Raw genomic sequence first — 19,068 nt, 5'->3', positions numbered from 1 at the left:
AAAAAATATAAATATTATTTGTAAGAAAATTAAATTTATTATATTTTATCCTGGCAAAATTTTATAAAATTAGATATAATTGTAATATGAAAAAATATAATGAAAAAATTAAAAAAATTTTAAATGAAAATAGGTTTGTCGAAAAAACAAGATCATCACTACTTAAGGTAGTCTTTGGTAGGGCAGGTCTTTATATCCTTTTTATAATCCTTCAAATTTTAGCGATTATTGGGATATTAAAATATATATCAATTGATAAATCTTTAATTTTTGGATCATCAGCCCTTATTGGTGGGATTTCTTTGCTTTTTATCCTATCAATGGATGTAAACCCTTACGAAAAACTTTCTTGGTTTTTTGTAATAGCAGTTTTTCCGACCTTTGGGATTATGTTTTTTATCCTATCAAGGATTGATATAGGAAAAAAATTAGAAGAAAGCACTATTATGGATAGTGAGGAGGAGACTAATTATCTACATACCATAGACAATAAGCTAGTTGAAGAATTAAAAAATGAAGATAAGGAATTTTATAATCTAGTAAAATATTTAAATGATTACGGATCATACCCTGTAAGCAAGAATAATGATGCAAAATATTATAGGGTAGGAGATGATACAGTTAATGATTTAATTGATGCCATAAGAAGTGCCAAAGACTTTATTTTTGTAGAATTTTTTATAATAAATCAAGGATATTTCTGGGGTACAATTCTTGAAGAGCTTGCAAAAAAAGCAAGCGAGGGCGTTGAAGTAAGATTAATGTATGATGGAACCAATGCTATTTTAAATTTACCAAAAAATTTTCCGGAAGAGATGGAAAATTTGGGTATAAAATGCAAGGTTTTTTCACCAATTATTCCAATTATTTCAACCTACCACAATAACAGGGACCACAGAAAAATCTTGGTAGTTGATGGAAAAGTTTCTTTTACCGGCGGGGTAAATTTGGCTGATGAATATATAAATGTTGAAGAAAGATTTGGCCATTGGAAAGATACCTTTATAAGACTTGAAGGGCCAGCTGTCCAATCATTTACCATAATGTTCTTGCAACTTTGGGATAGCGAAGAAAAAGAAGATCTTGAAAGATATTTAAAAACATATGCAAAAAAATCTGAGGGGTACATGATTGGAGTTGGTGATAATCCAATTAGAAAAGAAAGATTTTTTAAAAATATTTACATGCATATGCTTGATACAGCAAAAGATTATGTTTATATAATGACCCCTTATCTTATTATTGATAACGAAATGATAAAATCTTTGACCTTTGCAGCAAAAAGGGGAGTTGATGTGAGAATTGTTCTTCCAAAAATTCCCGACAAAAAAATCCCCTATATGTTGGCAAAATCTCACTACAAAAAATTAATTCAAGCTGGAGTAAAAATTTATGAATATATACCAGGTTTTGTTCACGCAAAAACTTGGATTTCTGATGGTGAAAAAGCTGTGGTAGGATCTGTAAATTTAGATTATAGGGCCCTATACTTAAATTTTGAATGTGGAGTTTATATTCACAAGGCTCCAGTGATAAAAGAAATTTTAGAAGATTTCCAAATAACTTTTGATATTTCTAAAGAAATAAGTATGGAAGATGTGAAGGCATATCCACTATATAAAAAATTAGCAGCTGCAATAATAAAACCACTTGCACCCTTAATGTAAAGACCTAGAGATAGGTCTTTTTGTTTTGAAATTAATTGATAAATATCTTCTAATTAATTGTAAGGAAGAAGGATTGTTTAAAAAATAAAATCTATCTTTATATTTTGTTGAAATTATAAAGGATATTTTAAATATATTATAGACTTTTAGTAAAATACCTGATATTATAAGGTTAAGATAAAATAATTTTTAAAAGGAGGAGTTTATGAAATTAAAAAATAAGGCACTACTAACATCTGCCCTTATCCTTGCTCTTGCATTTTCTGGAGTAAGTTCTGTAAAGGCAAGTGATGATTTTAGTTCAGATTCAAGTTTGGAAAGTACAGAAAAAGATAGTAAGAATCAAGAGAATGTTGATACTTTGAAAGATGATAGTCAGGAAAAACGTCCAGTCTATTGCGAAATTGATTTGTATGTAAAAAACAGAAGAATAAAAGACTGGCTTAAAAAGGGGGCTTATTCTAAGATAGAAGGCCAAGAAGGGGAACTTTTAGAAGATCATAGAGATATAGAAAAAATTAATATAAAAAGAAAATTAGAACCAGGCAAAAAATATAAAATAGAAATTTTAGATGGAAAAAATGGAAAAGCTTATGCGAAAGGAGAAATAAACCTAATAGCAGAAGCTAAAGATGGTCATAAAATGGATGTAGAAATAATACCAAATACCCCTATAAAGACTAGAAAAATGACCTTGAACTATAAAAATAAAAGTTTAGACAAGGATAGGCTTATACCTAATGGCAAATTTTATGTGTTTGTAGATGGAAAATTTGAAAATGAATATAAAGATTATAACGAGATATATTCATTAAAAGATTTTGAATATGAGACAGGAAAGAAATTTAAAATTGAATTTAGAAGAACAAGAGACGCTAATTCAGAACTTTTAGCAAGCATTGAAGATGAAATGCCTAAAGATGGAGAGATGGTAGATTCAAAATCAATGAATGTTTATTTAAAATTCCCAACAGATTCAAAAGAGGATAAAAAAGATAGTGAAAAAGGATCAGAAACTACTGCTAGTTCGGGAGAAAAAGAAGGTAAAAAGACTGGTGAAACTTCTGATGATTCAAAAGTAGATAAACCTCAAGCAAATAACAATTCTAGTCAGGATTCAAATGAAGATAAGAAGGGTAAAGATAAAAATGAATCAAATGAATCTAAACCTTCATCTGATGATAAATCTAATCCTTCTTCAAACAATACTAGTAATGGACAAACAAAAAACGGATCCAACAAAGGCACTAGTGTGACAGTTAAACCTATACTAGGAGCTAAGGATGATAAGGATAAAATTTCTGAAAAATCTTATCCAACAAGAGAAGAAGCCATTGAAGCTGCTAAAAAAGAAATGCAAACAAATTCAAAATGGAAGTCATACTATTTGATTGAACAAGAAGATGGTAGCTTTAAATATGGCTTGAGTGAAAAAGAAGATAAGAATCAATCAGAATCATCTTCATCAAATAAAACAGGTAAGCTTGTTCAAAAGACAAATAATTCAACACAAAAACCAAAATCTGCTGTAAATGTAAAAACAGGAGTTGCAGGAGTTGGAGCTGTAGTCGGAGTTCTTCTTCTTGCTATAATTGGATATTTTGTTACTAAAAAGAAAAAATAAAGTCTAATCAGATTTAACCCTCAATCTTATAGAGATTGGGGGATTTTTTTCATTAAAATTTCTTACATAAAGTCATCTATTAATATTTATTTAAAAGTAAGTGAAAAATTTTAAATAAATATTTTTTTATTAACTTTTAAGCTTAGCAAAAAATTTCTTTAAAAAGATTTGACAAATTTTTTAAATATTATAAAATAAAATCAAGAAGTGTATGGAGATACACCGAACACCATACAAAATTTATAGAAAGGAGTTTTTATGTTTGATTTAAATAATTCATCTCAAATTCCCTTGAATGAACAAATTGTTGAGCAAACAAAATTAATGATTGCCCAAGGGATTTTACTTGATGGAGACCCAATGCCTTCGGTTAGAGACTTATCAAAAACTTTGCTTATCAACCAATCAACTGTACAAAAAGCCTACAATAAATTGAAAGAAGATGGGATTTTGCTTACAAAAAAAGGTCTTGGAACTTTTGTAAGTTTGGATGATAAAAAAATTGATTTAAAAAAAGCAAGTCTTGAAAAAAATTTATATGATATTTTTTTGAAGTGCAGGTTTTATGGGATTGACTTTGAAAAAATAAAAGAAATTTATGAAAAAAGTAAGGAGGATTTTTATGATAGCGGAAGTAATGAGCCTTTATAAATCTTTTGGGAAAAATAAAGTCTTAGAAGATGTAAATTTTTCCTTGGAAGAGGGGAAAATTTATGCCTTGGTTGGGAGAAATGGTTCTGGTAAGACTACCCTTTTAAAAATTATGGCTGATATTTTCCAAAAAGATTTGGGAAAAATTAATATTTATGGCAAATCTTTTAAAGAAGATAAGCACATAATAGAAAATATTGCCTACCTACCTGACAGGTTTGATTATTTTGATTATTCTTCTGTTGAAAAAATGCTCGGCTACTACCAAGATATTTATCCAAAATTTGATAAGAGATTTGTCATAAAAGAGCTTGAAAAAAACAATATTGATATTAAGAAAAATTTAAGGTCTTTTTCTAAAGGATATAAAAATTTGATAGGACTTTTGGCAGTAATTGGAACAAATGCAAAGCTTGTCTTGTTAGATGAAATTCTTGACGGCATGGATGTTTTAAATAAAGAGCTTATTCTTTCTTATATTTTAGATATGAAAGATTTTGGAAGAACAGTTCTTGCTTCAAGCCATGAGCTTGAGGAATTGGCAAAGATTGCTGATGAAACCTTGTATATTTCTAAAAATGGAAGGCTTACAAATCTTTATCAAAATAAGGAAAAATTTGTAAAATTGCAAGTAGTTGTTAAGGATAAATTAGATCCAAAAATCCTAGAGAGGGCTGTTTTGAGATTTAATCTTGGCAGGGTCTATACAATTTTAATTGAAAATAAGGAAAATTTATTGGAAAATATAAAGAAAAATGAGACTGTCGTTCAATTTGATATTTTAGATCCAAAAATTGAAGATTATTTCTATTGGGAGAAGGGAAGGAGTAAATAATGAAAGACTTTAAAAAAGAAATTAGCATTTTAAGTAGAAGAAATGGATTTTGGATAATTCTTGTTCTTGCAGTAGGTCTTCTGTTTTCTGGACTTTTTCAAACAAAATCCTTGGATGAAAGTTATAGGTCTTTAATCCAAACAACAAATACTCTAAATAAAATGGCAAAAACTGGAAAAAAATACGGTAAAGATGTAAAAATAGACAAAAAATTTTTCCAAGATAATGATATTATATTTGATAAAATGGCAAAAAAATATAAGTATGATGAATATGGTAATTTTAATTATGAAAAGGCAAGACCTAAGGAAATTGATAAATATGAAGAATTTCAATTAAAGTATGGGGAGTATATTTCAACCCTAAACCAATACAAATATTTATCTCATGAAGCCAAGGGAAAATCTAATAATTTTTACTTTGTTTATATTTCTCTTATGGGCATACTTGTAGCTATAGTTTTGGGAGTTTTATTTTCATCAATGGAGCATGCTACATCTTATTATGAATTTGCAAGAGTATACCCATGGACAAAGAAAAAAGATTTTCTTATGAAAATAGGCTTTGGTGTGATGATTATTTTAGGATTTGTGATTCTTTCTTCAGCTTTAAATTATATGATTTTAAAAACTTCAAATTTTGAAATTTTAAAATTTGGAACAAGGCAAATTCCTGAAACTATCAAAGGTTTTGGAATGCTTTCAGCAATCTATCTTGCTATTTTGTCAGCAGGATTTATGGCTGGAAATATTTTGGGACACTTTGGTTTAACTATAATGACCTTTGGATTTTTGGATATCTTGGATGGAATAATTGGAAATATTAGTGAAATTTTATTAGGATATTCTTACAACAATAGAACTTTTGCAAGTCTTATTGAGAAAAATATTCCAAACAATGGAAGTCCTGTAAATACAATTTTGAGAGTTATTTTAAGACCGCCTACAAATTTTGATACTACAAAATATGGGGTTATAGGATTAATATTATTTTCTTTAATAGTTTTTTCTGTATCTTTTTCATTAATAGAAAAAACAAAAACAGAAAATTCTGGAAAAATGATTTTATTAAAGCCAATTCAAAATCTTGCAAAAATTTTGGTAATTCTACTTTTTGCAAGTATTGGAACAATGATTTTCCAATCATCAATTTCTGAAGGATTTTCTATTATGAATTTTGTAGTTTTGGCTATTTTGATTTTTGTATTTACAAAAATATTTAATATCTTGTTTAATTTAAAATTAAAAGTTTAATAGGTCTACTATTTAAAGCATGGTAGTATAAGGCTGGAGTAATCTTCAGCCTTTTTTAGTGATTAAATATTTAAATTTGGTAAAATATAAGAAAGATAATTTTTAAGGAGTGAATTTATGGCAAAAGATAGGTTAACTTGGAATGAATATTTTATAAAACTTGCCCACATGGTTGCTCTTAGGGGAACTTGCGATAGGGCTTATGTTGGTTGTGTTTTGGTAAATAATGAAAATAGGATAATTTCTACAGGCTATAATGGATCTATAAAGGGAAACCCTCATTGTGATGAAGTTGGTCATACTATGAGAGATGGTCATTGTATTGCAACAATCCATGCTGAAATGAATGCGCTTTTATATTGTGCCAAGGAAGGAATTTCTGTAAAAAATTCAATTTGCTATGTTACACATTTTCCATGCCTTAATTGTACAAAATCTTTGATCCAAGCTGGGGTTAGGGAGATTTATTATACAAATGATTATAGAGTAGATCCATATGCAATTGAGCTTTTGGAGAAAAATAAAATTAAATTTGAAAAAATAGAAAATAGAGATTGAAAATGGGATATAGGAAAAGAAAACTTGAGATAATAAGAGAATTTTTAAGTCTTGATTTAATCTTAGATATTAGAAAACTTTTAAAAAATAAAAATAAAAATTCTAATCAAATAAGGGAAGTAGAAAGTCGTTTTGGGAAAAAATTGAGGACCTTATTTGAAGATTTGGGGCCAGTTTTTGTAAAATTTGGTCAATTATTATCAACGAGAAGGGATATTTTTTCTGAAAATATAATAAGTGAGCTTGAAAAATTACAAGATGATGTAAAAGAAGAAGATTTTGAAAATATCAGGCAAGTTTTTTATGAAGAATTTTCCAAGGATATCTATGATGTTTTTGATGGATTTGACCAAAAGCCCCTAGCCTCAGGTTCTATTGCCCAAACTCATTTGGCAAGTATAAAGGTGGGATCTCTTGAAAGAAAAGTTGTTGTAAAAATCCAAAGAAAAGATTTGGACCAAAGAGTAAAAGAAGATTTAAAGATAATGAAAGATCTTTATAAAAAACTTGAAAGTAAGCTTGATGGAATAGAATCTTTTAATTTTGGAGAAATAATAGAAGAATTTTCCCTATCCTTAAACAAAGAGATAGACTTTGAAGTAGAAAAAAATAATATTAAAAAATACAGAAAATTAAATGTAAAGGAAAATGACCTTTTATCCCCGGACGTTTATGATTCTTATTCTAGCAAGAAAGTTTTGACCCTAGAATATATTGATGGAAAATCTATTAGGTCGGTTTTTGAAAAAAAGTCTAATAAAAGAAAAGATATGGCCCAAAAAATTATTGAGGCCTATGTCAATCAGATGTTTACATATGGATATTTTCATGCAGATCCCCATCCTGGAAATATTTTTGTAGATAAAAACTTAAATATTTACCTACTAGATTTTGGAATTGTGGGAAATTTATCTGAAAATTATCGCTACCAAATAATGAAGGTATTTTTGGGAGCAAGTTTTGGAGAGGTAAAATTAATCACTGATGCCATAATTGGCATGGGTTTACTAGAATTTGATTCCAAGAAAATTGGAGATTTTGAAAAAAGAATCCAAAAACTTTTGGATAAGTATATGGTAATGAGCCTAAATCAAATGAAGCTTGCCGATTTGATTAGGGATTTTTATACCCTTTTGGTAGATTATTCCATAAAAATCCCATCAGAGCTTACAAATTTTGCAAAAACAGTTTTAATATTAGAAGGTCTGATAGAAAAATTAGTTTACAAAGAATCCTTCCTAGAACTTGCCCTTCCTATTGCAAAATCTATGGTTTTTAAAATATTTAGCCCAGATATTGTAGTGAATAGGCTAAGACCAAAATTCTATGACACCTACTCCTTGATAAAAGAATTTCCTCAAACTACTTTAAATATCCTAAGGCAACTTGCCAGGGGAGATTTTAGAATAATAGACCAAAAAAGTGAAGAAGAAAGAAAATCTTACGAAAAAATAGAAAATCAAAAAAGCCAAGCCATAATTTTTCTAGGTCTTTCTATAATTATAGGTTTTTCTCTTTTGAGCCTATCAAATATAAAGATAGACCAAAATCTTTTAAAGGCATTTTTAATATTATGTATAAGCTTGGGACTTTTTATGGGATTTATTATCATAAAAAACCTATATAGAAAGGAATAATATGAGAAAAACAAAAGAATTTGAAATAGAAAGATTTATTACAAATAGTGAGGGATACTTAAAAAATAAATATCTTTTAGGATTTATGTTTGAAGTTTCATTTGATCAAGCAGAAGAAGTAGAAGATGAAAAAATAATGAAAGATAAAAGATGGATTGTTTATTCTTGGGACATAAAAATAGAAAAACCAATAAAAGCAAAAGATAAAATAAAAATTACAACATTTGCCATAGATATGAATAAATTCTATGCTTATAGAAATTTCTTTATAGAAAAAGATGGAGAAATAATAGCTAAGGCTTATTGTGTATTTTTATTATTTGACCTTAAAAAAATGCGACCTGTAAAAATTCCAAAAGAAATTGCAAGTGCTTACCAAAAAGAAAATCCAATTTATGAAGAGAAATCTCATCAATACGAAAAAAATTATGGATCTTTGGAAAAAATACAAATAAGAAGGACAGACCTTGATTCAAATTATCATGTTAACAATGCTTCATATATGGATTTGTTGGGGGAAATAAGTGGAATAAAAGACCAAGATGTAGAATTTATAAATATAGTCTATAAAAATGAAATCAGAGATAAAAAATATATATTTGGTCAAAAATGTGACAAAAACGTCGAAATATCATACCAACTTGTAGATGAAAATGGAAAAATTTATAGTTTTGGAAAAATTAGGAGAAGAGATGTACAAGGATAAATTTGGAAATATACCAAACAAAGACAAGATAAATTATTACCTAATAGAATCCAACCAAAACTTAGGTCCCTGGGTTACTAGGTTAAAATTGATTGGAAAAAGTGCAAAAATGATAGGAAAAGAATTAAAGCTCGATCCTGATATAGCTTATGCTTGTGGTTCACTTTTTGAAATAGGCAAAAAAGAAAATAAAAAAGGCCTAGCCCAAGTAATGACTGGCTTTAATATTCTAAGAAATGAATCATATTTTTTTCCAGCAAGAATAGCAATCACCAGTAAATTTATAATAAAAGATATAAAAACTTTTGATGAAAATTTTAATATAGAAAAAAAAGACCAAAAAAAATTGGAAAACCTCCTAAAAAGCTACCAATACAATGACTACGATAAATTAATTCAAGTTTTAGATAAGTCAATTTTAGAAAATTATGTTGGAATAGAGAATTATTACAAAGATAAAAAAGAAGACAAAGAAAAAGAAATGAAAATATTAAAGGACTACCAAAAATATTTTGAAGAAAAATTAAAAAATTCAATTAAATATTACGTTGATAAAAATGCCCGATGACTTATCGGGTGTTTTTTTATGAATATGATTTCATAAACAGAATAACTTATTACAAATACAAAAAAACCCATAGTAATGTCTTAATATAAACCTTGATTATTTTTAAACAAATATAGGTTGACAATAAAATAATAATAGTGTAAACTATTTCATAGATAATTCTAGAATATCAGAGTGCTGACCGCTCATCAACTTTTATTTTCGATAACCGAGATTTTTTAATCGTTCGCTAGTCTACAATTATTTTGATAACCGGGGTTCTCAATTTGGATACTGTCCGCTAGTTAATTTTTCGAAGTTAATAACCGGGGTTCTCTGTACACTTTAACCAAACTTAATTATATGGAGGCAATATTATGAAAAAGTACCAATTGGATGTACCTACACCACATTCTTATACCTATGTCACAAAAAATGTTCCAAATGTAACAGTAGAACAAAGAGAAAGAGCTTTAAAAGCTACTCATTATAATGAATTTGCATTCCCTGCAGGCATGCTTACAATTGACATGCTTTCAGATTCAGGAACAACAGCAATGACAGACGTTCAATGGTCTGCTATGTTTTTGGGAGATGAATCTTACGGTAGAAATAAGGGATATTATGTTCTTTTAGATACATTTAGAGATGTTTTTGAAAGAGGAAATGATCAAAAAAGAATAATTGATCTTGTTAGAACTGATTGTGAAGACGTTGAAAAAATGATGGATGAAGTTTATCTTTGTGAATATGAAGGCGGATTATTTAACGGTGGATCTGCTCAAATGGAAAGACCAAATACTTTCATTATTCAACAAGGACGTGCTGCTGAATCAGTATTATTTGAACTTGTTAGAAATATTTTAAATGAACGTGAACCAGGAAAAACTTATACAATTCCATCAAACGGACACTTTGATACAACTGAAGGAAACATTAAACAAATGGGTTCAATTCCTAGAAATCTTTATAACAAAGAATTGCTTTGGGAAGTTCCAGAGGGTGGTAAATATGAAAAAAATCCATTCAAAGGAAATATGGACACAGAAAAACTTGAAGAATTGATCACAAAACTTGGAGCTGAAAATGTTCCATTAATCTATACAACAATTACAAACAATACAGTTTGTGGTCAACCAGTATCAATGGCAAATATGAGAGAATGTTCAAGAATAGCTCACAAATACGATATACCATACATGTTTGACGCAGCTAGATGGGCAGAAAATGCTTACTTCATCAAAGTAAATGAAGAAGGATACCAAGATAAGTCAATAAATGAAATTGCTAAAGAAATGTTCTCATATTGCGATGGTTTCACAGCTTCACTTAAAAAAGATGGACACGCAAACATGGGTGGAGTTTTAGCTTTCAGAGATAAGGGATTATTCTGGAAAAAATTCTCAGACTTTAACGAAGATGGATCATTAAAAACTGACGTAGGTATCCTACTTAAAGTTAAACAAATCTCATGCTACGGTAATGATTCTTACGGTGGAATGAGTGGTAGAGATATCATGGCACTTGCAGCAGGACTTTATGAAGCTTCAAAATTTGAATACTTAGATGCTCGTACAAAACAATGTGAATATCTAGCACAAGGATTCTATAAAGCAGGAGTAAAGGGTGTTGTACTTCCAGCTGGTGGACACGGTGTTTATATAAATATGGATGAATTCTTTGATAACAAGAGAGCTCCAGAAACATTTGCAGGTCAAGGATTCTCAGTTGAACTTATAAGAAGATATGGAATAAGAACAGCTGAACTTGGAAACTATTCAATGGAATACGATTTAAAAACACCTGAACAACAAAAAGAAGTAGCTAACGTAGTAAGATTTGCAGTAAACAGAAGCCAATTAAGCAAAGAACATATGGATTATGTAATTGCAGCTGTAAAAGCTTTATATGAAGACAGGGCTTCAATTCCAAATATTAAGATTGTTAAAGGTCATAATCTACCAATGCGTCACTTCCACGCATTCTTAGAGCCATATGAACCATCAGAAGACGAAAAATAAATTTAAAAATTAATAAATCAACAGGATTTTAAAGTCCTGTTGATTTACTAATAAAGAGGTATATTATGGACAATCAAATATCAAACAGAGATGGATTTCAGTCTAAGTGGGGATTTATACTAGCATGTATAGGATCTGCAGTGGGAATGGGAAATATTTGGAGATTTCCAATTCTAGTTTCTCAATATGGTGGAATGACTTTTTTGATACCATATTTTATTTTTGTAGTATTAATTGCTAAGACTGGTGTAATAGCAGAAATGGCCTTGGGACGTTCTACAGAATCTGGAACAGTTAGGGCTTTTGGAAAGTGTACTGAGCTTAAATATGGCAAAAAAAGTATAGGTGAAAATCTAGGAATTATACCTGTGGGAGGATCATTAGCCTTGGCTATTGGTTATACATGCGTTATGGCTTGGATATTTAAATATACTTTTATGGCTTTCACAGGTAGCTTAACTGCTATGGAGCAAGATATGGACATAATTGGAAAAACCTTTTCCGAAACTGCCGTGGGAGCTCATTTTTGGATAGTCGTTGCTATAGTAGTAAGTTTTACTATAATGATACTTGGAGTATCTAATGGTATTGAAAAATCTAACAAAATTATGATGCCAGCCTTATTTGTTTTATTTATAGGACTTGCAATATATATTTATACAATACCAGGATCATCAAAAGGTTATGAATATATTTTTACAGTCGATAAAGAACTTATAAAAAATCCTAAGGTTTGGATTTATGCTTTTGGACAAGCTTTCTTCTCCTTATCAGTAGCAGGATCTGGAACAGTAATTTATGGATCATACTTATCCAAAAAAGAAAATTTGATAAGTTCAGCAAGAAACGTAGCTGTATTTGATACAATAGCAGCTTTGATGGCAGCTTTTGTAATAATTCCGGCTATGGCAACATCTAATGCAGCACTTGATACTGGCGGCCCAGGACTTATGTTTATTCATTTAGTACATGTAATGAATGGTATGCCAGGTGGTAGAATAGTTTCTATTATATTTTATGTTTGCGTATTATTTGCAGGAATAAGTTCAATCATAAATTTATATGAATCATCAGTAGCTTACTTACAAGAAAAATTTAATTTTTCAAGAAAAAAATCAACTCTAATAATCCATGTCTTTGGATGTGTAGTTGCTATGTTAATTCAACCTATAGTTTCAGAATGGATGGATGTAATTTCTATTTACATTTGCCCACTTGGAGCAGCTTTAGCAGCAATCATGTTTATTTGGGTGGCAGGTAAAGAATTCGCCTTAAAAGCTGTTAATGAAGGATCAGATAAGCCTGTAGGTAATTGGTTCTATCCTCTTACAAAATATGTATATGTAGGAGCAGCTGTACTAGCCTTAATTGCTGGAGCAATATTAGGTGGAATTGGCTGATAATTTAAAATAATTATTAAAAATTATAACACTAAGTGCTAATATGTGTAAGAGAAAAAATATTTAATATATGTACCAAGCTAAACTTTGATTTAAGTGAGGTTTGGTACATTTTTTATTTAAAAAAGTTTAAAGTAAAAGCTTCTGATTGTTTTAATCAGAAGCTTTTATATTATAAATTATATAATTTTCCTATGACAAGATCATTTAAATTTATTTAAGCAGATAGTTTTCTAGATAGTAAGCTATACCATCTTCATCATTAGATTTTGTTACAAAATCAGCCTTTTCTTTTATTTTTTCACTGGCATTTCCCATAGCAACAGAAAAAGCTCCTATATCAAACATAGAATAATCATTTTCTTCATCACCAAAAGCTATGATGTTTTTTTTATCTATTTTATAATATTTGGCAATTTCTAGTAGGGAAGAGCCCTTTGAAAATCCTTTTGGCATAAATTCCACATAGTTGGCAGTTGTCCTTACTACTGTATATTTACTTTCAAATTCTTTCTGAACAATAGGGTATACTTGGTCGATTTTTTCTTTACTTCCACCTATTATCATATTATTTGCCAAAAAATCTATCCCATTTCTCATATTTTTATCTATAAGGTATCCTATTTTTAGTCTTTTTGTTGTATCAATCAAAGATTTATTGTTCTTATCGTCAGAATATACTTTTCCGTCTTTAAAAGTAAATATTTCAACATCTAAATTTTTAACAAAGCTTATTATTTCATTTGATTGGTCAATTTTAAAGGTATGGTTAAATAAGACTTGGCCTGTGGCAAAGTCTGTAACCCTACATCCATTATAGTTTGATAATAGTCCATTATAAGTGTCAAATTCAAGATCTTCTGCCAAGTCTTTTACCCCTTCAACATCCCTTCCTGAAGCTATAACAAGTATGTGTCCTTCTTTTTGACATTTTAAGAGGGTATTTTTGGTTTTTTCTGTAATTACATGATTTGAATTAACCAGGGTACCATCAACGTCTAGAGCGATTAATTTTTTCATATTTCTCCTCTTTTATAAAAAAGCTTCTCACTAAACATTTGTTAATTAGAAGCTTTTTTTATTTATTATAGGTGAAGAATTGAAGCGTAAGATTCTTTTAATGCTGGGTAAAGTTTTCTAAATTCTTCGTAATATTTCTTATATATTTCCACGTTTTCTTTATTTGGTGTGTATACATGATCTTTCATTTTTAAAATATGATCAGATGCTTCTACCAAATCTTTGTATTGACCGTAACCTACCATACCAAGCATAGCAGCTCCCAAGGCTGCACTATTTTCTGAGTTCATATCTGGAAGGGCAACTGGTAGGTCATAGACATCAGCTAAAAGTTGTCTCCAAAATTCACTTTTTGAACCACCGCCACACATGTGGATTATATCAATTGGTGTTCCAGTATTTTCTATACCATTTTTTATATCATTTAAGGCATAGCTTATTCCTTCAAAGACAGCCCTAGTCATATCTTTTTTAGTATTTAATGTAGATAAGCCAACAAAAGATCCTCTACACTCAAGGTTAAAGTGAGGTGATTGTTCTCCGTTTAGGTAAGGTAGGAAAATCAAATTTTCACTTCCAGGTTTTGTAGATTCTAAATCTTTATTAATTTCTAAATAATCTTTATCATCTGGATAATAAGTGTTTCTCCACCATTTTAGAGATCCACCTGCTGAGTTTACACTTCCCATATAATGCCAAGTATTAGGCATGGTCATACAAAAACAGTAAACACTCCTGTTTTTATCTAAAATTGGTTTTTCTGAAAATGAAAATACAGTTCCGGAAGTTCCTATGGTTGTAAGGGTTCTTCCAGGTTTTACAACACCAACTCCAATAGCTGCAGCTGCGTTATCACTAGCTCCTCCAACAACTATTGTTTCATGGCTTAGGCCTAATTCATCAGCCAAATTTTTTTCGACATATCCAGTAATTTCATGTGATTCATAAACTTTTGGAAGTCTTGATTTATCAATTTCCATCAAATCTAAAATTTCATCAGCCCATTTTCTGTTTACAACATCTAATAATTGGGTTGCAGATGCATCAGAAACTTCTGTAGCATAATTTCCTGTGAGTCTATACCTTACATAATCTTTTGGTAGTAAGAGCATTTCTGCTTTTTCAAAAATCTCAGGCTCATTATCTTTAACCCATTGAATTTTTGCAGCAGTAAGACCAGGCCTTGCTGGGGTTAGGCTATATTTTTCAAATAATTCATCACTTACAATTTCTCTTACGTGTTCACAGGCCTTGCTTGTTCTACCGTCATTCCATAGAATAGCCCTTCTTAGAGGGTCACCATTTTTATCAAGTAAAATTAAGCCCATCATTTGACCAGATAAACCAATAGCTTTGACATCGTTTTTATCGATATCAACCCTGTTCATAATATAAGAAATATTTCTTTTAACAGCCTTAAACCAGTCTTCAGGTTCTTGTTCTGACCAACCATTATGAGGTTGGTAATGAGGGTATTCTTGTTCAGCAACGGCAATTTCTTTACCATTGGCATCAAATAAAACTGTTTTTAAAGATCCAGTTCCAAGGTCTAATCCGAAGTAGTAATTCATAATATCCTCTTTCTCTTAAAATTTATTTATTTTTATAATCATCGATTATTTCAAAATCTTTCCAAGGTACATTTAACTTAGCATCTTTATTTAATAATTCATCTACATGCATTAGCAAAGGGAAGTCCTTTTGATCTAGAATATTTTTCTTGCTAAGTTTTCTAACGGCATCTGCAGTTCTTGTAGCTATAACTATGGCCTCTAGTGTTTGACCCTTAAGTTCCTTTTTAACTTCTTCTATGCTAAGGCCCTTTCCTAATAAAAGACCAACAGTCCTACTCCTACCTGCTTGAACTGTTACATATAAATCTCCAACTGCATACATGATATTTTTCAAATCACAATTCATAAATTCTAACAATTCAAACATTTCCTTAGTAGATTGTTGGAATAGGGTAGAAATTCCATTTATAAATTTGATTCCATCATCTCTTTTTTCAGCCATTCCCATACCAATAGCAGTTGCTAGGGCGTAGCCATTTTTAAGGGCAACAGCAGCCTCAAGGCCAACAACATCAGTTGTAAGATTTATAATATAGTAAGGAGTTTCAAAAATTGACTTAATCCATTTTAATTTTTCTACATCAACTCCACAAAAAGCTACAAAAGTCTCTTCCTTATCAGTAAGACCTCTAGCAGTACAAGGACCGCCTATAGCATAGATATCTCTGTCGTTATCATATTCTCTTTTCCAATAATCAGGATATACAGTCAAATTTCCGTCATCTTCATTAATCATTCCCTTGGTAACAGAAAGAATTTCAATATCTTTTGGAATTTTTGGTAAAATTTCTTTTCCAAACCAGTCAACTCCAAAACTTGATACACCACAAACAACAAGGTCAGTTCCTGGTAGGGCCTTATCAAGCTCTTCAATTTTATAAAATTTTAACTTATCAGTTTTTGGCAAATCTCTCATCAAAGTTTTGTGATGATTATTTTCTCTTAAGCCATCAATAATTTCACCATCAAGAGGACTACCAACCAACCTAACTTCGTGACCATTATCTAAAAGAGGGATACTCAAAGATGATCCCATTTGTCCTGAACCAATAACTGTAATTACACTCATATAATCTCCTTTAATAAACGTTTTCAAAATAAATTCAGCCTAAATATTTAATAAAAAATTAAATATTAAATCATTTATAATATATCACCATAAATTAGAAGTGTCAATCAAAATAAATCAATTGATATAAAATTATTATCATTTGATTAAACAAAATAAATTTAAAAGCCCTATAATTAAAATAGGACTCAATAGTTTGTGTGAATAATTTATAATATTTCTATATTTTTAGAGATAAACTTCTCTCTAACCTTCTCATCAAGTTTGTCATCACTTATAATAATATCGACATCATTAGTTTGGCAAATGGTAGAAGTAGAAGTTGATCCAAACTTAGAACTATCAATTAGGGCTATATTTCTTCTGCTTTTATTTAATATCTGGTTTTTCAATCTTACTTCATAAATATTAAAATCAGTCAAAGATCTAGTATCTATTCCTCTAGAGGAGAAGAAGAAAGTACTTATATTAACTTCATTTAAAAGTTCATTATTAAAACTTCCCTCAGTAGTAAAAGTTTCATTAGAAAGCATGCCACCAATCAAGATAGTAGTAATTAATGGGTTATTATTAATAGCTTCAGCAACCATCAAACCATTAGTTATAACAGTAAGTCTAAGCTTAGTTTTTGCAATTAATTTTGCAAGCTCATAACAAGTTGTAGAACCGTCAAGGGCGATGCTTTGATCATCTTCTATGTATTTAATAGCCTTGGATGCAATTAATTTTTTCTCATTTATCTCTTCGCTTAATCTATTTTCAAAAAAAACAAATTTGGAATCAGAAACATCGTCTATCTTAGCTGCTCCACCATGAATTCTTTTTATATCGCCAGCCCTATTTAAATCATTTAAATCACTTCTAATAGTTGATTCGGCATGGCCTAAAGAATCAGAAAGATATTTAACTGATACATTTTTTTTATCATTTACTATTTTTTTAATTAATTCTAATCTTTTTTCTTTTATCATTTAATCACCTTTTTCAAAATAATAATATCATAAAATATCACTTTTAGCAATTTTTAAATCAAATGATATTAAAAAATATTAAATTGATGAAAAAATGATTAAAATGAAAAAAATTATTATTTATTTAACAATTATTGACTTTTAAAAAATCATATGATATATTCAAAGCAGATAATAAATCAAATGATTAAATACGACGCATAATGATTGTGATTCGATTTGAAATCACAATTAAGGGGGATTAAATGAGTAATATTATTTATGAATTATTTGAAAATATTAATAATTCTGACTACATAGTTGCAAGTTATTATCTTAGACTTGAGAAAAACGTTGACCCGTATGAAAAAGCAAAAAGTTTTGCTATAGGTCAATCATTAGGTACTTGGGTTAAGGTACCAGGTATAACTGATGAAATGAGAAAAAAATATATGGGAAAAATTGTAAACATAGTAGAAGTTCCTGCTTCTGATCTTGTAGATGATTCCATTTTAGAATATAGGGATTACATATTTTCTATAGCATATCCTTTTGATAATTTTGGACCAAAATTTCCAATGATTATGACAACGCTTTTAGGAAATGATGCTTCGACATCAACCCAAGCTAAGCTTATAGATATTTATATGCCAAAGAAATTTACAGATATGTTTAATGGTCCTAATTTTGGTATAGAGGGCTTAAGAGAAGTTAGTGGAGTAAAAGATCGTCCTATCTTATTAAATATGATTAAGCCATGTTTAGGATTTAAGGCAGAAGCTGGAGCAGAAATTTTTTATCAAACAGCTCTTGGTGGAGTTGATTTAATTAAAGATGATGAACTTTTGGCAAATCCTTCTTATTGTACATTGGAAGATAGGTTGGATAAATACATAGAAGCATCTAATAGGGCTTATGAAGAAACTGGCAAGAAAACTTTATATGTACCAAATATAACAGACCATGTTGATAAAATTTTAGATAATGCAAAAATGGCTGTTGATAAGGGCGCTAAACTTGTAATGTTAAACTTTGCATCTGTTGGAATAGATGTTTTACAATATTTAACAAAAAATATAGATGTTCCTGTTATAGCTCACTACGCATCTGCTGGTCCTTACTATGAAAGTGCATTTTCAGGAATTGCCTCAAACCTATTTTTAGGAAAATTTGCAAGGATGGCAGGGGCTGATGTTGTTATGATAAATACACCATATGGTGGATACCCACTCAAAAAGAGTAGGTACTTAAGAACAGCTCATGAATTAATGCTTGATCATCCATCTTATAAAAAAACAATGCCATGTTGTGGTGGAGGAGTAAATCCTGGAATTGTTCCAACTTATATTAAACAATTAGGAAAAGATATAATGTTGGCAGCTGGCGGAGCTGTACAAGGTCATCCAGATGGGGCAGAATCTGGAGTAAAGGCAATGATTCAATCAATTGAATCAGCATGCCAAGGAATTGACCTAAATGAAGCTAGAAAAAACCATAAAGAATTGGATAAGGCTTTAGAAATTTGGGGAATTGATGATAGGTTATAGGAGTAAAAA

General features: G+C 29.7%; 16 protein-coding genes. 12 read left to right on the top strand and 4 right to left on the bottom strand.

Going from position 1 to position 19,068, the window contains the following annotated elements:
* The first annotated feature begins 86 nt into the window (after nucleotides 1–86).
* The 11 genes from cls to CJ192_RS05475 all read left to right on the top strand — a co-directional run bounded on the left by cls (nucleotide 87) and on the right by CJ192_RS05475 (nucleotide 12,899).
* A complete protein-coding gene (cls, locus tag CJ192_RS05525; RefSeq protein ID WP_102198048.1) occupies nucleotides 87–1,667 on the top strand; it encodes a cardiolipin synthase in 1,581 nt (526 codons plus the stop codon).
* Between the two features lie 205 nt (nucleotides 1,668–1,872).
* Entirely contained in the window at nucleotides 1,873–3,291 is a 1,419-nt protein-coding gene (locus CJ192_RS09465; protein ID WP_244897286.1) for a DUF5633 domain-containing protein, read from the top strand.
* Between the two features lie 258 nt (nucleotides 3,292–3,549).
* Nucleotides 3,550–3,942, top strand: a complete 393-nt coding sequence (locus CJ192_RS05515) for a GntR family transcriptional regulator (RefSeq protein ID WP_102198047.1) — start codon at nucleotides 3,550–3,552, stop codon at nucleotides 3,940–3,942.
* The gene (locus CJ192_RS05510) at nucleotides 3,914–4,777 is read left to right on the top strand and encodes an ATP-binding cassette domain-containing protein (RefSeq protein ID WP_102198046.1); all 864 of its coding nucleotides are present in this window, start codon (nucleotides 3,914–3,916) and stop codon (nucleotides 4,775–4,777) included. The genes CJ192_RS05515 and CJ192_RS05510 overlap by 29 nt, the downstream gene beginning before the upstream one ends.
* Nucleotides 4,777–6,030, top strand: coding sequence for a hypothetical protein (locus CJ192_RS05505; protein ID WP_102198045.1), 1,254 nt, complete (start codon nucleotides 4,777–4,779; stop codon nucleotides 6,028–6,030). Before CJ192_RS05510 ends, CJ192_RS05505 begins: the two co-directional genes overlap by 1 nt.
* 117 nt (nucleotides 6,031–6,147) lie before the next feature.
* The gene (locus CJ192_RS05500; RefSeq protein ID WP_004815378.1) at nucleotides 6,148–6,588 is read left to right on the top strand and encodes a deoxycytidylate deaminase; all 441 of its coding nucleotides are present in this window, start codon (nucleotides 6,148–6,150) and stop codon (nucleotides 6,586–6,588) included.
* A 2-nt stretch (nucleotides 6,589–6,590) separates the two neighbouring features.
* Nucleotides 6,591–8,225: an ABC1 kinase family protein gene (locus tag CJ192_RS05495; RefSeq protein WP_102198044.1), complete on the top strand. Its 1,635-nt coding sequence runs from the start codon at nucleotides 6,591–6,593 to the stop codon at nucleotides 8,223–8,225.
* Nucleotide 8,226: 1 nt separating this feature from the next.
* The gene (locus tag CJ192_RS05490; RefSeq protein ID WP_102198043.1) at nucleotides 8,227–8,931 is read left to right on the top strand and encodes an acyl-[acyl-carrier-protein] thioesterase; all 705 of its coding nucleotides are present in this window, start codon (nucleotides 8,227–8,229) and stop codon (nucleotides 8,929–8,931) included.
* A complete protein-coding gene (locus CJ192_RS05485; RefSeq protein ID WP_102198042.1) occupies nucleotides 8,918–9,499 on the top strand; it encodes a phosphohydrolase in 582 nt (193 codons plus the stop codon). Before CJ192_RS05490 ends, CJ192_RS05485 begins: the two co-directional genes overlap by 14 nt.
* Before the next feature lie 356 nt (nucleotides 9,500–9,855).
* Entirely contained in the window at nucleotides 9,856–11,499 is a 1,644-nt protein-coding gene (locus tag CJ192_RS05480; protein WP_102198041.1) for a tryptophanase, read from the top strand.
* Between the two features lie 65 nt (nucleotides 11,500–11,564).
* Complete coding sequence (locus CJ192_RS05475) at nucleotides 11,565–12,899, top strand: sodium-dependent transporter (protein ID WP_102198040.1); 1,335 nt, start codon at nucleotides 11,565–11,567, stop codon at nucleotides 12,897–12,899.
* A gap of 213 nt (nucleotides 12,900–13,112) precedes the next feature.
* On the opposite strand, the gene CJ192_RS05470 is transcribed toward CJ192_RS05475, so the two are convergent.
* The 4 genes from CJ192_RS05470 to CJ192_RS05455 form a co-directional block, all read right to left on the bottom strand.
* Nucleotides 13,113–13,919, bottom strand: a complete 807-nt coding sequence (locus CJ192_RS05470; protein ID WP_102198039.1) for a Cof-type HAD-IIB family hydrolase — start codon at nucleotides 13,917–13,919, stop codon at nucleotides 13,113–13,115.
* Nucleotides 13,920–13,984: 65 nt separating this feature from the next.
* A complete protein-coding gene (xylB, locus tag CJ192_RS05465) occupies nucleotides 13,985–15,490 on the bottom strand; it encodes a xylulokinase (RefSeq protein ID WP_102198038.1) in 1,506 nt (501 codons plus the stop codon).
* 22 nt (nucleotides 15,491–15,512) lie between these two features.
* Nucleotides 15,513–16,562: a glycerol-3-phosphate dehydrogenase gene (locus tag CJ192_RS05460; RefSeq protein WP_102198037.1), complete on the bottom strand. Its 1,050-nt coding sequence runs from the start codon at nucleotides 16,560–16,562 to the stop codon at nucleotides 15,513–15,515.
* A gap of 209 nt (nucleotides 16,563–16,771) precedes the next feature.
* Nucleotides 16,772–17,533: a DeoR/GlpR family DNA-binding transcription regulator gene (locus tag CJ192_RS05455; protein WP_102198036.1), complete on the bottom strand. Its 762-nt coding sequence runs from the start codon at nucleotides 17,531–17,533 to the stop codon at nucleotides 16,772–16,774.
* A gap of 245 nt (nucleotides 17,534–17,778) precedes the next feature.
* Here CJ192_RS05455 and CJ192_RS05450 point away from each other — a divergent pair, with 245 nt between their 5' ends.
* The gene (locus CJ192_RS05450; protein WP_102198035.1) at nucleotides 17,779–19,059 is read left to right on the top strand and encodes a RuBisCO large subunit C-terminal-like domain-containing protein; all 1,281 of its coding nucleotides are present in this window, start codon (nucleotides 17,779–17,781) and stop codon (nucleotides 19,057–19,059) included.
* Nucleotides 19,060–19,068: the final 9 nt, after the last annotated feature.

The sequence above is a fragment of the Anaerococcus hydrogenalis genome, from assembly GCF_002871895.1.
Classification (GTDB): Bacteria; Bacillota; Clostridia; order Tissierellales; family Peptoniphilaceae; genus Anaerococcus; species Anaerococcus hydrogenalis.
Note: the sequence above shows the minus strand (reverse complement) of the source record. Positions and strands in the feature narration are given on the sequence as shown.

Coding starts and splice junctions, on each gene's coding strand:
- CJ192_RS05450 (WP_102198035.1), top strand. CDS start 17,779: ATGAGTAATATTATTTATGAATTATTTGAAAATATTAATAATTCTGAC.
- CJ192_RS05515 (WP_102198047.1), top strand. CDS start 3,550: ATGTTTGATTTAAATAATTCATCTCAAATTCCCTTGAATGAACAAATT.
- CJ192_RS05455 (WP_102198036.1), bottom strand. CDS start 17,533: ATGATAAAAGAAAAAAGATTAGAATTAATTAAAAAAATAGTAAATGAT.
- CJ192_RS05510 (WP_102198046.1), top strand. CDS start 3,914: ATGATAGCGGAAGTAATGAGCCTTTATAAATCTTTTGGGAAAAATAAA.
- CJ192_RS05480 (WP_102198041.1), top strand. CDS start 9,856: ATGAAAAAGTACCAATTGGATGTACCTACACCACATTCTTATACCTAT.
- CJ192_RS05470 (WP_102198039.1), bottom strand. CDS start 13,919: ATGAAAAAATTAATCGCTCTAGACGTTGATGGTACCCTGGTTAATTCA.
- CJ192_RS05505 (WP_102198045.1), top strand. CDS start 4,777: ATGAAAGACTTTAAAAAAGAAATTAGCATTTTAAGTAGAAGAAATGGA.
- CJ192_RS05460 (WP_102198037.1), bottom strand. CDS start 16,562: ATGAGTGTAATTACAGTTATTGGTTCAGGACAAATGGGATCATCTTTG.
- CJ192_RS05500 (WP_004815378.1), top strand. CDS start 6,148: ATGGCAAAAGATAGGTTAACTTGGAATGAATATTTTATAAAACTTGCC.
- CJ192_RS05495 (WP_102198044.1), top strand. CDS start 6,591: ATGGGATATAGGAAAAGAAAACTTGAGATAATAAGAGAATTTTTAAGT.
- CJ192_RS05475 (WP_102198040.1), top strand. CDS start 11,565: ATGGACAATCAAATATCAAACAGAGATGGATTTCAGTCTAAGTGGGGA.
- xylB (WP_102198038.1), bottom strand. CDS start 15,490: ATGAATTACTACTTCGGATTAGACCTTGGAACTGGATCTTTAAAAACA.
- CJ192_RS05490 (WP_102198043.1), top strand. CDS start 8,227: ATGAGAAAAACAAAAGAATTTGAAATAGAAAGATTTATTACAAATAGT.
- CJ192_RS05485 (WP_102198042.1), top strand. CDS start 8,918: ATGTACAAGGATAAATTTGGAAATATACCAAACAAAGACAAGATAAAT.
- CJ192_RS09465 (WP_244897286.1), top strand. CDS start 1,873: ATGAAATTAAAAAATAAGGCACTACTAACATCTGCCCTTATCCTTGCT.
- cls (WP_102198048.1), top strand. CDS start 87: ATGAAAAAATATAATGAAAAAATTAAAAAAATTTTAAATGAAAATAGG.